This is a genomic window from Lactobacillus mulieris, assembly GCF_007095465.1.
Taxonomy (GTDB): Bacteria; Bacillota; Bacilli; order Lactobacillales; family Lactobacillaceae; genus Lactobacillus; species Lactobacillus mulieris.
The window spans coordinates 22,836-38,547 of record NZ_SDGL01000004.1; the positions used below are offsets into that span (position 1 = coordinate 22,836).

At 33.7% G+C, this 15,712-nt stretch carries 11 protein-coding genes; 9 read left to right on the top strand and 2 right to left on the bottom strand.

Going from position 1 to position 15,712, the window contains the following annotated elements:
• Nucleotides 1-16: 16 nt before the first annotated feature.
• From nagA to ETI37_RS02280, 4 genes are all read left to right on the top strand, one after another.
• Entirely contained in the window at nt 17-1,177 is a 1,161-nt protein-coding gene (gene nagA / locus ETI37_RS02265; protein WP_006586183.1) for an N-acetylglucosamine-6-phosphate deacetylase, read from the top strand.
• On the top strand, nt 1,177-2,010 hold the full coding sequence (locus ETI37_RS02270) for a PRD domain-containing protein (RefSeq protein ID WP_006586184.1): 834 nt from the start codon (nt 1,177-1,179) through the stop codon (nt 2,008-2,010). The genes nagA and ETI37_RS02270 overlap by 1 nt, the downstream gene beginning before the upstream one ends.
• Nucleotides 2,011-2,208: 198 nt before the next feature.
• Complete coding sequence (locus ETI37_RS02275; RefSeq protein ID WP_006586185.1) at nt 2,209-4,176, top strand: beta-glucoside-specific PTS transporter subunit IIABC; 1,968 nt, start codon at nt 2,209-2,211, stop codon at nt 4,174-4,176.
• Nucleotides 4,177-4,186: 10 nt separating this feature from the next.
• Nucleotides 4,187-5,674, top strand: a complete 1,488-nt coding sequence (locus tag ETI37_RS02280) for a glycoside hydrolase family 1 protein (protein WP_006586186.1) — start codon at nt 4,187-4,189, stop codon at nt 5,672-5,674.
• 2,035 nt (nt 5,675-7,709) lie between these two features.
• Here the strand turns inward: ETI37_RS02280 and ETI37_RS02290 are convergent.
• Both ETI37_RS02290 and ETI37_RS02295 read right to left on the bottom strand, forming a co-directional pair.
• Nucleotides 7,710-8,570 (bottom strand): helix-turn-helix domain-containing protein, encoded by an 861-nt coding sequence (locus ETI37_RS02290; protein WP_006586188.1) that lies wholly within the window; start codon nt 8,568-8,570, stop codon nt 7,710-7,712.
• A gap of 29 nt (nt 8,571-8,599) precedes the next feature.
• Nucleotides 8,600-9,505, bottom strand: a complete 906-nt coding sequence (locus ETI37_RS02295) for an alpha/beta hydrolase (protein WP_006586189.1) — start codon at nt 9,503-9,505, stop codon at nt 8,600-8,602.
• 181 nt (nt 9,506-9,686) lie between these two features.
• Here ETI37_RS02295 and ETI37_RS02300 point away from each other — a divergent pair, with 181 nt between their 5' ends.
• The 5 genes from ETI37_RS02300 to ETI37_RS02320 all read left to right on the top strand — a co-directional run bounded on the left by ETI37_RS02300 (nt 9,687) and on the right by ETI37_RS02320 (nt 15,616).
• On the top strand, nt 9,687-10,886 hold the full coding sequence (locus ETI37_RS02300; protein WP_006586190.1) for an MFS transporter: 1,200 nt from the start codon (nt 9,687-9,689) through the stop codon (nt 10,884-10,886).
• Nucleotides 10,887-10,994: 108 nt separating this feature from the next.
• Nucleotides 10,995-11,906: an ROK family protein gene (locus ETI37_RS02305; RefSeq protein ID WP_006586191.1), complete on the top strand. Its 912-nt coding sequence runs from the start codon at nt 10,995-10,997 to the stop codon at nt 11,904-11,906.
• Between the two features lie 25 nt (nt 11,907-11,931).
• Entirely contained in the window at nt 11,932-12,084 is a 153-nt protein-coding gene (locus ETI37_RS02310; RefSeq protein ID WP_006586192.1) for a hypothetical protein, read from the top strand.
• Nucleotides 12,085-12,324: 240 nt separating this feature from the next.
• Nucleotides 12,325-13,668 (top strand): family 4 glycosyl hydrolase, encoded by a 1,344-nt coding sequence (locus ETI37_RS02315; protein WP_006586193.1) that lies wholly within the window; start codon nt 12,325-12,327, stop codon nt 13,666-13,668.
• A 76-nt stretch (nt 13,669-13,744) separates the two neighbouring features.
• Entirely contained in the window at nt 13,745-15,616 is a 1,872-nt protein-coding gene (locus tag ETI37_RS02320) for a PTS sugar transporter subunit IIBC (protein WP_143458381.1), read from the top strand.
• Nucleotides 15,617-15,712: the final 96 nt, after the last annotated feature.

The following is a 15,712-nucleotide window of genomic DNA, read 5'->3' on the forward strand; positions in this document are numbered from 1 at the left end:
AAGAAGAGATAGATATATGACTTACTACATTCATGCAGCAAAATTTTTCTTAAAAAATAAAACAGAATTAGGTGGTTATTTAGAAATAACTGATGATGGAAAATTTGGCTTTTATTATCCAGAAAATGAAAAGCCTAATGGAGAAATAAAAGAATATCCTGATAAGGCAGTTGCTCCAGGGTATGTCGATACTCATATTCATGGTCTACTTAATGAAGATGTAATGAAGAGTGATTGGCAAGGTATTAACAAAATCTCAGAAGGTTTGCTTGCAGCTGGTGTGACTTCTTGGTTACCAACAACAATTACAGCAAGTGATGAAACTCTGACAAATATTTGTAAAATGTTTGCAGACCATAAGGATCAAGAAACAGGTGCTAAGATTCAAGGCATCCACTTTGAAGGACCATTTTTTACTCCTGAACATGGAGGAGCTGAAAATCCTAAGTACATGGTTGATCCTGATATTAAATTGTTTGATGGCTGGCGTAAAGCTAGTGATAATATGCTAATTAAGATTTCAATGGCTCCTGAGCGTAAAGGTAGTTGTGAATTTATTCGAGAAGCTGTAAAAGAAGGAGTAACTGTTTCCTTGGGACACTCAAGTAGCAATTTTGAAGATGCTAATAAGGCTATTAACGCAGGGGCTAGCATGTTTACCCATACTTATAATGGGATGAATTATTTATCGCAACATGAACCTAATATTATTGGGGCCGCTTTTGCTAGTCGATTAACTGATTGTGAGTTAATTGCTGATGGGCACCATGTAGAAATTCCAGCTTTGCGAGCACTTATTCAAGCTAAGGGGTGCGAACATATTTGTTTAATTACGGATTGTATGCAAGCGGGGATGATGCCTGATGGTAATTACATGTTAGGCGAATTGCCAGTCTATGTAAAAGATGGCATGGCTCGTTTGGTTAATGGCAATAATTTAGCAGGAAGTATTTTACTTTTAAAAGATGCTGTTAAAAACTTGGTTGATTGGGACATTGTAAGTCGAGAAGATGCTGTAATGATGGCTAGTTATGTCCCAGCTAAGAGTAGTAAAATTTTAGATAAATGTGGTGTTATTGCACCTGATCGAGCAGCTGACTTTTTGATTTTAAATAATGACATGACCTTGGTAGAAACTTATTTAGATGGAATATCAAGATATAAGGTAGAAAAATAATGATTTTTGAAAAGAGTTATAACAATAGTGCTGCTTTGGTTAAGGATGAGGCTGGAGTAGAGTGGATTGTTATTGGAAAAGGTATTGGTTTTGGCAAAAAAGCCGGCGACATAATTGAGGAAAGTAAAATAGAACGTCGTTTTAAAAATACTGACCAAGATACCACTTTAAAAACAGTTACTAGTTTAAGTTCACTAGCTCTCAGCTTAACTAATAAAATGGTTGAGCTTTCTCAAATAAAGATAGGAATAAAATTTGATAATTATGCTTATACTTCATTAGCAGATCACGTTGACTTCATGTTAACTAGAAATAAAGAAAACATGATTTTAGATAACCAAATGATGCAATGGGAAGTGGTAAAGCTCTATCCTAAGGAAGTAGCTGTTGCTAGAGAATTAGTAGCTATGGTTGAAAAAGAAGCTAAAGTAACTTTGCCAGAAAGTGAAGTTGTTTTTTTAACTTATCATTTGGTTAATGTTGGCTTTGATAAAGAGACTGTTCAAGAAACTATGGAACTTAGTAAGTTATTAGATGGGATATTACGTATTGTTAGTTTAGAAACTGGTAAAAGTTTAGATCGCACATCATTTAACTACAGTAGGTTTGTAACCCATCTTCGGGCCTTGCTCATTCAAATTATTAAAAAACAAGATCGCAAAAATGATGGACTAGATCCTGTTTTTGGTCAATTAATGAAGCAAAAATATCCCGAAACTAGCAAAGTAGTAGAAAAAATTGCTTATTTTATTAAAGAAAAGACGGGATATCAATTAGGTGAAGATGATGAAGTTTATCTGATTTTACATGTATGGAGAGTAAGCAATCGATAATTTTTATTTTATCGTTGACAGCGCTTACAGAGAATAGTATTATAAAAACATAAAGTTAATATTTAACAAGTAATCACTAAGGTGTGTTATTAGTTAAGCTAAGCATTAACCCGAGAGATTATGTCTATACTAACCGGAGTTTTTCTGGAGTTTTTGGCATGATTTCTCGGGTTTTTATATTGTTAAGAGGTGTAAATTATGGCCTACGAAGACCTAAGTAAAAAGATTATCGCTGGAGTTGGCGGTAAGGATAACGTAGTTAGTGTAGTTCACTGTACTACTCGTTTGCGTTTTAAGCTAAAAGATGAAAAGAAGGCTCATGATGATGAGCTCAAAAATACGGATGGCGTTGTAACGGTTGTTAAATCAGCTGGACAATATCAAGTAGTTATCGGTAATGAAGTTGCAGATGTGTATGACACTTTAGTTAAAGTAGGTGGCTTTAGTGATGGTGGACAAGTAGACGATGATTATGTTGATACTAGCAATATGTCAATTGCTGATAAGTTTATTGATATCGTTTCAGGTATCTTTACACCGTTTTTAGGTGCGTTAGCTAGTGCTGGTATGATTAAAGGAATCGTTGCTGCTTGTGCTTCGCTTGGATTATTGTCTAAAACATCAGGTGAGTATCAAATCCTTTATGCAATTGGGGATGCTTTCTTTTACTTCTTGCCAATTTTAATTGCAGTTAATGCTGCCAAGAAGTTTAAGGTTGAAATCTTTACTGCGATGGGAATTGCGGCAACAATGGTTTATCCAGCAATTGTTGCAATTAGTAGTAGTAAGACAACCTTGATGACAGTATTTAAGGGAACCTTCTTACAATCAGATATTCACACTACCTTCTTTGGTATTCCAGTGATTATGATGAACTATTCATCAACTGTTATTCCAATAATTTTAGCAGTCTGGTTTGCAAGTTATGTTCAAAAATGGGTTAAAAGTTGGGTTCCAGCAGTAGTTAGAACTTTCCTTGTTCCGTTCTTTACTTTATTAATTGTTGTTCCACTTACTTTCCTAGTAATTGGGCCAATTGCCACTTGGTTTGGTAACTTATTATCATTAATCACTGTTTCTGCTTACCACATTAGCCCAATTTTAGCAGGGATCTTGATGGGAGCATTTTGGCAAGTATTTGTTATTTTTGGTGTTCACTGGGGATTTGTGGCTGTGTTCTTTGCTAACTTGGCTGCAAATGGCTTTGATCAAATTCTTGACTTATCACTTGCTGCTTCATTTGCCCAAATCGGTGTTGTATTAGCAATTTTATTCCAAACAAAAAATGAAAAAACTAAAGCAATTGCCTTTCCAGCTTTTATTTCCGGCATTTTTGGTGTAACTGAACCAGCTATTTATGGTGTAACTCTTCCAAGAAAAAAGCCTTTCATTATTTCATGTATTGCTTCTGCTTTGGCAACTATTATTATTGCTTTAGGTAACGTAAAACTTTATATGATGGGTGGTATGGGGATATTTGTAATCCCAGCCGCAATTAATCCTAAGACTGGAATTAATAGCTCACTTTACTATTTAATTGCTGCAATGGTTGTAGCTTTCATTTTAGGATTTGTTTTACAAATGCTTTTTGGTAAGGATGCTGTTGATGCACAAGATCAAGAACACATTGCACAAGATGTTCAAACAGCAGCTAATGAAGCAACTGAAATTAAGAAAAATGCTGCAATTGCTAAAACAAATTCTGATTACAACAAGCCAACTACTTTAGTTAGTCCATTGAATGGTGAATTAATTCCATTATCTGAAGTTAAGGATGAAGTCTTTTCAACTAAGGCTATGGGAGATGGCGCAGCTATTAGACCAAGTGAAGGTATTCTGCGAGCTCCTGCTGATGGTCATGTAGTCTTGGTTTTCCCAACTGGTCATGCAATTGGAATGCATACAGATGATGGCGCTGAAGTTTTGATGCACATTGGTATGGATACTGTTAACTTGAATGGTAAAGGTTTTGAAACTTTGGTTAAAAAAGATCAAGTTGTTAAAGCAGGAGAGCCTTTAGTTAAATTCGATATTGAAGCAATCAAAAAGGCAGGTTATGACGTAACAACACCAATTGTGATTACTAATACAAAGAACTATCATAAAATTAGCTTAACTAAACAAGGAGTAGTTCATATTGGTGATAATGTTTTAGATTTGGATTAGGAGGAAAAATATGAGTACAAAGACAAGTTTCCCAAAGGATTTTCTATGGGGTGGAGCAACCGCTGCTAATCAACTTGAAGGCGGATATGATGAAGGCGGAAAAGGCCTATCAGTAACAGATATTACAACTGCTGGTAGTTTAAATAAGCCACGAATGTTAACTTATATGCTTAATGGCAAAGCCGGAGAAACACCAGCTATGCCAGGTGCTGGGCTACCCCAAGGCGCAAAAGGTGCAATATTACCAGGTGAATACTATCCTAATCATGTGGCAATTGACTTTTATCACCACTATAAAGAAGATATTAAATTATTCGCTGAAATGGGATTTAAGACCTTTAGAATGTCTATTGCTTGGACAAGAATTTTCCCTAAGGGAGATGAAAAAGAGCCTAACCAAGCGGGACTTGATTTTTATCGCAAGGTATTTGAAGAACTAAAGAAATATAATATTGAACCGTTAGTTACTATTTCTCACTATGAAGATCCATTGTATTTAAGTGAAAAATACAATGATTGGCAAGACCGAGCAATGATTGATGAGTACGTAAAGTATGCTAAAGTATTGTTCAAAGAATATAAGGGATTAGTTAAGTATTGGCTGACTTTTAATGAAATTAATTGTAGTTTGTTAATGCTTAATATGTTTGGACAAAAGATTAATGATGATGCAGTATATCAACATGCTTATCAAAAATTACATTATCAATTTGTAGCTAGTGCGCGTGCAGTTAAGGCTGCTCACGAAATTGATTCTGATTATGTTGTCGGCAACATGATTTGTGGCATTGTAAATTACCCACTAACACCAGATCCTAAGGATATTTTAGCTAATCGTTATGCTTGGGAACAAAATATTTTTTACTGTGGGGATGTACAAGCTTTGGGTGAATATCCAAGCTATTCTAAGCGTTTGTGGAATGAACACAATGTTCACTTAGATATTACAGACCAAGATTTAGCAGATCTTAAAGCTGGTAAAGTTGATATGTACACTTTCTCTTATTACATGTCTAATGTAATTACTACCCATGAAACTAAGGATAAAGTTGGTGGTAATTTTGCAGCAGGAGCTAAGAACCCATATTTGAAGTATTCCGAATGGGGCTGGGCTACTGATCCAATGGGCTTAGAATATTACCTTGAAGTGATGAATGATCGTTATCACTTGCCACAAATGGTCGTTGAAAATGGTTTAGGTGCAGTTGATAAATTGACTGCAGATAATGAAGTTCATGATGATTATCGAATTGACTATTTGAAGCAACATATTCAAGCAATGAAAGCAGCAATTGATAACGGTGTAGATTTAATTGGGTACACTACTTGGGGCTGTATTGACCTTGTAAGTGCTGGTACAGGCCAAATGAGTAAGCGTTATGGCTTTATCTATGTTGATAGAGATGATGAAGGTAACGGTAGTTTGAAGCGTTACAAGAAGGATTCATTCTATTGGTATAAGAAAGTTATTGCTTCAAATGGTGAAGATTTAAGCTAGGAAAATAAAGAGCCACTTAATCGTAAATTAAGTGGCTTTTTTGTGTTAATTCATAAGTGTAGTACTACAAAACTAGAGATTACTCCTGTTATATGCAAAATATATAAGGGCTACGTAAAAGAAGGGGGGAATACCTATCTTTTTTATTATTGTAAATTTAAATATGATTCTTTGATTGCTTAGTCTAAATTAACCTATCCAAAGTTTTACATGGCGTTTTAAGATAGATAATTGTTCAGGAGTTAAATCTTTTTTCTTGATATAAAGGATATTTTTACTAGAAAGATGTGGTATTTTAGAGATTTTTTTAACTAAAATAATATCATTGTATATTCCACCTACATCATAGAATTGAGCTTTTATAAAGTTTTCTTGAGCATGTTTTATGTAAGGGATTTTAATATTGGAATTTCTGAAAGTAGAAGTATCTATTTTTGATAAATTATCAGAAAAAGTTTTTTCGAAAAAAATTATCTGTTTTCTTTTATAGATAAGGCTTAGTATTAAAAAAACTGTAAATAGAGCATAGGTAAAGGATAAAGTGTATAGAGTAATGCAAAGACAATTCTAGAGAATTTATTTAGTGTAACAAATTCTCTAGAATTATAATACATAAGAAAAAACACAATAAGAATTAGTAGTATTAAGATACCAAGAATAATTTGGAGAATTTTAGATTTTTTTGTATTGATATGGAATGTATTAGCCCAGATAACTTGTAAAATTTCTTTTAATGTAAATTCAGATATGACCATGTGATATTAAACCCTTTCTATTTGTTATTTTAGTTTTTAGATAATATCTTTTAGTCTATAGTATATTGTTTTCGTGTTTCAAGGGAATTTAATATAAAAGCTTTTTTACACAAAGTCTGAGGTGGATAAGAAACTAAAAAAGAAATACTTGTAGCGGAGAATGAAGAGCTAAAAAAGAAGTTAGATGAAATGAATCATCATGGATTTTAGCAAAGAGTGTTTTAAAAAAAAAGAGCAATCAAAAATGACTACTCTTTTCTTGCTCAACAATTAGTCTTGATTATCTTCTAAAAACTTTTTGAAGAGTTTTTTCAGGTACTTCGGAGGTACCACGATAATAAAAATAATGAATTAACGTGTAAGAAGAATTGAAAGGGAAATCAATCCGTCGTCGACGTTTTATGGGTGGTTCGTTAGAACCGCCTTTTCTATTGCCTCCATTTATGTAACGATTGAGTTTTTAAGTAAAAAGATTAAGTATGCCTCAAAGTTTGCAGTATTATTTGAAAAGTAATTGGAAAATAAAAAGCCACGGTTTCCCGTGGCTTACCATACTTACTTTTTAAAAAGTTCAAGAATCTTTCGAATTTCTCGAACAAGCAAGTATAAGAGAAGAAGAGTAACTGGCATATTCTCACCTCCTTTCATAAAAGCAGGTTTAGAAGATATGCAAACTTTATTTTAGCATATTATGTGTTATAATAAATAAAAGAAGAGTAACTGCATGTTCTCAAAAGATATGCAACGGTGGGCGGTCTGATGACCGCCTTTTTTATTGCCTACACTTACATAACGAATGAGTTTTAAAGCAAAAAGTTCAAAAGCATGCCTCAAAGTTTGCAGTATTATCCGAAAAACAATTGGAAAATAAAAAAGCCACGCATAATCGTGGCTTTGTACTACCTTACTTTTTATTGAACATAATGTTCAGTTCATGAATTAATTTTCGTAATTCACGAACCAGCAAGACAAGTAGTAATAGAAAGAAGTTCTGCATGCTGATACCTCCTTTCATAAAAAAAGTGGCATGAAAACATGCAATTCAATTTTATCACAAAATGTGATATAATAAGCACAGAGAGAAGTTCTGCATGTGTGAAAACATGCAACGGTGGGCGGTCTGATGACCGTCTTTTTTATTGCCTACATTTTAGAGCCTATAAATAGTACCAATTAATTTTGGAAACAATAAAAATCAAAAAGACAGCTGAGGATAACAGCTGTCTTTTTGATTCTGATTAGATCTTTAATTATACAACAACCTATGCAATTTTTATTGTCTATTTCTGTTCTCTTTTACGAATCTCTTTTGCATCTTCGTGATAAAATTCCTGCAATGCCCGATTCATAGAACGAATGCCACTGAACCCATTATCAATAGCAATTTCAGTTAAAGTTGCATTCTTTGAAAGTAAATCTTTTCTAGCTGAAATTGCTCTACGGTAACGAATATATTCTGCAACAGTCATTGCCATATTCTTTTTAAAAAATCTTGCAAGATATTCTCGTGATATATGACACTCGTTAGCAATTATTTCTAAAGATAAGTCTTGCTGTAAATTTGTAGTTATATACTCAACAATTTCTTGAAGTCTTTGAGTTATTACCTCTTTTTTAGCAGGAAGTTGTTTTCTTTTTTGAACAAAATTGTTCAGTAAATTATCTAAAATTTCTAGTGAAATAATTGATAATCGAATATTTCGATCATTAGAATTTAATTGAGCTGTTGCGATAAATTGAATTAGCTGGCTTTTAAGATTCAGATAAGCTAACTTTTGTAATTCAGTAAAGTTTTCAGGATGGTTGATTTCAATTCGATAATTATTAATTTTTGGAAATAGCCCCTCAATGTATGAGTACGGGTAAATGATTGAGAGAGCTAAATCATTTTGTTTGACTTGAGTTTTTATTGAATGAATTTCTTGAGTATTAACTACTAAAATTTTTCCTGAACTAGAAGAAAAATGGGCATCACCAATTCTGAAGTCATCAATCGATCCTCGCTCTATATAACTTAATTCGATTCCTCTGTGCCAATGAGCAGGAATATAAGCATTCCATGCTTGATTATCATCAAAAATATGGTACCAAATTGATAATTGACCAACGGGTTTAACAATTTCATGTTCATACATAGGCATTGCAGTCCTCCACTAGAACTGAGATAAACCTATTTTACAATATATTGCTTGAAGAAATCGATTTCATCTTTGTTACATTGCTGTCCAATTTCATCTCGAACATTGCAATGGAAGACATGTTGTCTAGGTTTATCGGGAGTGCCATAAATATGCAACTCATGCTTAATTCCTTTAGCTCTTAAAAAGCCATCTAAGCGAATAGCATTATCATGCAAAAAATCTTCATTGGCTGTCATGATAAATAATGGTGGCAAATTTTGGGTTAAGTATTGTTCAGTATTTAAAAGCTCTTTTTTATCCTTAATTGCTTCTGGTGCAAAGTAGGCCGCAACAGCACCTTGAGTTTGTTCTTTGTCCAACATAAAGTAGGCACCACAATTTAAGGCAGCAGCATTAAATTTAAAGCTTAAAGGTTGATATCCGAATAATTTACGAAAATCATCATTAGTAGAAATGGCTAAATATTGCTCAGTCATTTGCCCACCGGCACTATCTCCCAACAAGAAGATGTTCTTCAAATCCAAATCGTATTCTGCACCATGGTTTTCAATCCATTCCATTAACAGTTGAACATCATCTAAAATTCCAGGAAAAACAACATCAGGTCCTAAATGATAATTGAAGTTTACAAATCCAAAACCCATTTTAGCAAGAGACATGCCATAAAATTGATAGGTTTCTTTAGTACCATATACCCAGCCACCGCCATGAATGCTAATAATGGTGGGGACTTTTCCAGTTCTATTTTTTGGTAAATAAATATCTAACAAATTCCACTTTTCGTCAGGTCCATAACTTAAATTATCGATTCTCTCTACTTCGGGAATATTAGTAGGTAAACCGGCATCACGTGCATCGTCTCCTTTTTTAAAAATAGCACGTAATTCATCTACAGAAGTTGGTAAATCAGCCATAATTAATTCCTCCTTAGTCATAATTCAGTTACAGTGTACAGCTTATAAAGTGAAAAAAGTAACAACTCAATGACTAAAAAATGGCGATTTGTAACCAAATTTAAATTGGTCAATAAACGCCGTTTTTTAGATAACTAACAGTATTGTATACGCTTACTCATAAAGGTATGCTAGACAGTGAAAAATATAGGAGGGCTGTACGATGAAATATAATAAAAATAGTCTAATTTTTAAAATAGCATTGCTATCTATTTCAACACTGTTGATGATTGCACCAGCTGTGTCATCAGCTTTGCCACTACTTTATCCTGCATTTAGTGGAGTAAGTAAGGCTAGTGTTGAAGGTTTAATTACTTTACCTAATATTGGAATCATTTTAGGGCTGATTTTAAGTCCTGTTTTGATTAGATTTTTAGGGCAAAAGAAAACAGTTCTATCAGGATTAGTATTAGCTCTAATTAGTGGTACTTTTCCGATGTATGCAAGTAGCTTTATGATGATTGCAATTTCCAGATTGTTATTAGGAATGGGAATAGGATTATTCAATTCATTGGCAGTATCATTGATTCCCCAATTTTATAATGATGATGAAGAAGAAACTGCTTCAATGTTAGGTTTTCAAAATGTAATGGGAGCCTTAGGAACAGCTCTTGTTTCATTTATTTTAAGTTGGTTAGTTACCATTAACTGGCACATGGCTTTTGGTATTTATTTATTAATTATTCCCGTTTTTATTTTATTTGCCCTATTTATTCCTAATGATAAAGCTAATAAGACGATAACTAAAAAAGCTGCACCAAAGAATAGAGAAAAAATTAATTCAAAATTAGTTGTGATTTGGACCGTCTTTTTCATTCTATTTATTTTTTATATGCCACTTTCTTACAAGCTACCTCTCTTGGTAACTTCTGAAAAATTAGGTAGTATGAGTCAATATGCGGCATTAACTGGTATTACTGGGCTATGTGGAATTCCACTTGGGGCAAGTTTTGGGATATTGTTCAAGAAGCTACATGATAAAATTTTCCCAATCGGATTTTTGATTACTGCAATCGGATTTTTATTATTTGGTTTTGCGACCAACTTGGTTATGATTTTTGCTGGAAATATTGTTCTTGGCTTCGGTGCAGCTTTAGCTGTCCCATACTTGTATAATTGGCTTTCTTGGGCAGCACCACATGGTTCAGTTAACTTAGCTACAACGATTGCTTTAGTTTTGATTAACATTGCTTGTTCAGTTTCTCCATATATTCTTAATTCCTTATCTGGGGTGTTAGGTAATTCAACGCCAAGATTTGCGATGTTTATTTGTGCAGCTGCTTTTATACTTTTAACAGTTTATGGATTGGGACATTATTTGCGGGTACATAGGATTAATATAAAAACAAAGCACCAATTTTAGATTTTTGGCTAAATGGAAAGTAATAAAAAATTAGGTCAATTGATAACCTAATTTAGTTACTAATAATACATATAATAAATATAAAAAGAAGAGAAGAGACGTAATAAAATGACACAATATTTAGCTTTCGATATTGGCGGTACTAATTTGAAATATGCCCTTTTAAATAATGCAGGTGAAATTATTGAGCATGATAAAGTACCCACACCAACGGATAATTTAGCAGATTTTTTAAAAGCAGTTTATAAGATTGCAGATCAGTATCAGGGACAATTTGAAGGAATTGCTTTTAGTGCACCGGGTAAAGTAGATACGAAAGCTAACACTGTTTACTTTGGGGGAGCTTTACCTTATTTAGACGGTGTAAATTTTCAACGACTTGTTGGTGATAAATATCACGTTCCTGTTGGTGTTGAAAATGATGGTAAAGCTGCGGCATTAGCTGAGCTTTGGCTTGGTGAATTAAAAGGGGTTAATAATGGTGCTGCAGTTGTTTTAGGAACTGGTATTGGTGGCGGAATTATCTTAGATGGCAGAATTTGGAGAGGCAGTCATTTTCAAGCAGGTGAACTTAGTTTTATGCAGACTGAAGGAGATAAGTCAGGCTTTGAACGTTTTGGTTGCACTTATGGTTCAGCTGTAAAAATGATTGAAAGTGTTAATAAGTTAATTGGAAATTCTGATTTAAAAGATGGGTATGCAGCCTTTGATGCTATTAATAATGGCAATGATCAGGCATTAAAAATTTTAGAGCGAGAGTGTAAAGAAGTTGCCACTATTATTTTTAATATTCAATCAGTAGTTGATTTGGATAAATTCGTAATTGGTGGTGGCATTAGTGCTCAACCCAAGGTGGTAGAAGCTATCAATAAACAATACCGATTGATTACTAATGAAGTTCCATTTATTGCTAAAATGTTGACACGGCCAACTATCGTAAGAGCAAAATTTATGAATGAAGCTAATATTTATGGGGCTTTGTATGCTTTGCTGTTGAAATTAAATGGTGAGGACGAATAAAGATTAATATTTAGATATTGAAAAAATGAATGTAAATAATTATGCTTCAATTCGATATCATGCAATTTGGCCACAATCTGAAATTCATCTAATAGCTGAGAGTGATCATGGTCTTCATCAAAATAGACAAGAAGTATACAATCGAGTAATAAAAGTTTTATGCAATGATTTAGATTAATCTTTTTTAAAGTGAATTTGAAAGCGTTGATAAACTTAGGATGACACTAAGTTTATCAACGCTTTTTGTATGAAGAATTTCTTTGAAATATATTTCACTGGCTGACAATTTATTTTTAAACAGTGAAATACTAATTCTATAGTAATGAAAAGGCTTCCAAACAATAAAAATAATTGGTATAAATAAACATGTAAGGTACCTCACTTAATAAATGTTTATCATTTCTAAGGAGACAGATTTATGGTTAAAGATGATCGAAAGTTTTCAGTTGTAATTGCTGGTGGTGGTAGTACTTTTACACCAGGATTTATTTTAAGATTAATTAATCAACAAGATAAATTCCCACTTCGCCAAATTAAATTTTATGATATTGATGCTGAACGACAAAAGAAGATTGGTGATGCATGTGCCATTATTATTAAAGAACGTGCACCACAAATAAAGTTTTCATATACTACTGATCCAGAAGAAGCATTTACTGATGTTGACTTCGTCTTTGGTTCAATTCGTGTTGGTAAATACGAAATGCGTAGTCATGATGAAAAGATTCCTCTTAAATATGGTGTAAATGGTCAAGAAACAACCGGCCCCGGAGGAATGGCATATGGTTTACGTTCAATTCCAGCAATCATTCAAATTATTGATTACATGGAAAAGTATTCACCAAATGCTTGGATGATTAATTATTCAAACACCATTGCAATTGTTTCTGAAGCTTGTCGTCGCTTCCGTCCAAAGTCAAAGGTAATCAATATTTGTGATATGCCAATTGACATTATGACTAGAATGGCTCGCATCTGTGGCCTTAAAGATTACCATGATTTAGACTTTATCTACTATGGTTTGAATCACTTCGGTTGGTGGAAAGAAGTTAGAAACTACAAGACTGGCGAGGACTTAATGCCTAAGCTTAAGAAGTATGTTCGTGAAAATGGATATTATGTAGGTGGAGATTTCGATAAGGATACTGAAGCTAGTTGGGTAGAAACCTTTAAGAAAGCCAAAGATTGCTATGCTTTGGAACCTGATACGTTGCCAAATACTTATATGCAGTACTATTACTACCCACAATACGAAGTAGCACATGCTGATCCACATCATACTCGTACTGATGAAATTCTTGAATATCGCCAAAAGATTGTCTTTGGTGAATGTAAGAGAATCGTTGAAGCAGGTACAGCTAAGAACAATATTTGGGATAAGAATGCAATTCACTCAGAATATATTGTTGATATCTGTCATGCAATTGCCTACAACACTCATGAAAAATTCTTAGCAAACATTCCTAATAATGGTGCTATTTCAAACCTTCCAGACGATATAATTGTAGAAGTTCCATGCTTATTTGGTGCAGATGGTGTTCAACCAATTGCTTGTGGTGAAGCTGGCAGATTCCAAAGAGGGATGATTATGGAACAAGTAACTTGTGAACAATTAGTTGTTGATGCTTATGAACAACATTCATATGAAAAGATGTGGCAAGCATTTGCTCTTAACAAGACAGTCCCAGATGCACTTGTTGCAAAGAAGATTCTTGACGATATGATTCCAGTTAACGCACCTTATTGGCCAGAATTAAAGTAATCAAAATCTGAATATAGTTGTAAAGATATAAAAGGTGCTAATTACTAGCACCTTTTTGCTTACGAGGTGAAAAATTATGATGCAGAAACTCCAAAGGTTTGGAGCCGCAATGTTTGTTCCAGTCCTTCTATTCTCATTTGCAGGTATTGTCGTAGCTTTATGTAGTTTATTTACCAATCCATTGATCTTTGGTTCGCTTGCCAAAGAAGGGACATTTTGGAACGGAATCTGGAATGTTGTAGCTAATGGTGGATGGACCGTATTTAATCAAGTTAATTTATTATTTGTTGTAGGTTTGCCAATTGGTTTAGCACATGCAGCTAAAGGTAGAGCTGCAATGGAATCGCTAGTTATCTACTTAACTTTTAATTATTTTGTAGCTGGCTTTTTACAATATTGGGGTCCATTTTTTGGCGTAAATAATTATGCTAAGGATTTAGTTGCTAACTCAACAAATGGCGGTCTTACAATGATTGCCGGTATAAAAACTCTTAACACCAGTATGGTAGGGGCATTATTAGTAGCCGGAATTGTTATTTATTTGCATAATCATTTCTTTGATAAAAAGTTACCAGATTGGTTAGCTACTTTTCAAGGTTCAACATATGTTGTAATGTTAGGTTTCTTTGTAATGATTCCTTTTGCATTCTTGACTTGTTTAGTATGGCCTAAGATTCAATTAGGAATTACAAGTATGCAAACCTTTATTGTACATAGCGGCTTAGTTGGTGTTGGGATTTATACATTCTTAAACCGTATCCTTATTCCAACAGGGTTACACCACTTAGTATATATTCCATTCCAATTTGGTCCAGCAGTTGTTGAAGGTGGATTACAACCATATTGGCTAAAGCACTTGGCAGAATTTGCTCAAAGTAGTAAGCCACTTAGTGTTTTGGCACCAGAATTAGGCTTCCAACTTTATGGGAATGAAAAAGTATTCTTAGTTCCAGCAATTTGTTATGCATTTTATGCAACTGCAAAAAAGAGCAAGAAAAAGCAAACTTCAGCATTACTTATTCCAGCAGCTTTAACTTCGGTTTTTGCTGGAATTACGGAACCTGTTGACTTTACTTATTTGTTTGCGGCACCTGTATTATGGGTGATTTATTCTTTGCTTTCAGCAACTATGAACACTACTATGTGTGCTTTTGGTGTTGTAGGTAATATGACTGATGGTGCAATTGGTATTGCTGCTCAAAACTGGATTCCACTTTGGCCACACCATTGGCAAACATATATTATTCAATTTGTTATTGGGTTTATTTTTGCAATAATTGTGTTCTTCGTCTTTAAATACATGATTTTGAAGTTTAATTATATTACTCCAGGTCGTGAAGCTGATGATGAAGATGTTAAACTTTTGTCAAAAGCTGAATACAAAGCAAAGAAAGCTGCTGAAAAAGCAGGAAGTGCAAATGCTAATGATCCATATATTGCACGTGCATCTGCTTATCTTGAATTATTAGGTGGTCCAAGTAATATTGAAGATTTAACTTCATGTGCAACAAGATTAAGAGTGACTGTTGTAGATACTAATAAAGTTGCCTCTGATTCAGCATTTAAGCAAAATAAAGCTGTCAGTGTTGTACACCATGGTAAAGCTTTGCAAGTAATTGTCGGATTAGATGTTGCTCAAGTTCTTGAAAGAATGCAAGCGATGATGCAAGAGCAAGGCCACGATAATGTTGCTTCAACAGAAGTGGATCCAACTCTTGAAAAGGCTACTGGATTTATTGATCTATTAGGTGGCCAAAGTAATATCGAAAAACTAATGTCATGTGCTACAAGATTAAGAGTAACTGTTGTAGATCCAAGCTTAGTGGCAGATGAAGTTGCATTTAAACAAGTTGGGGCATACAACTTAGAAATAAAAGATAAAGAAGTAGATATTGCAGTAGGGTTAGAAACAGATGACATTATTGCTAAAATGAAAGAAATAATGTAAAAGTGTTAAAGACTTTCATTGTACACAAAATGGCAATATTTTAACAGAAAAATATTCAAAATATCAACGTCTGTAGTCCTTTGTATTAGTCCATTG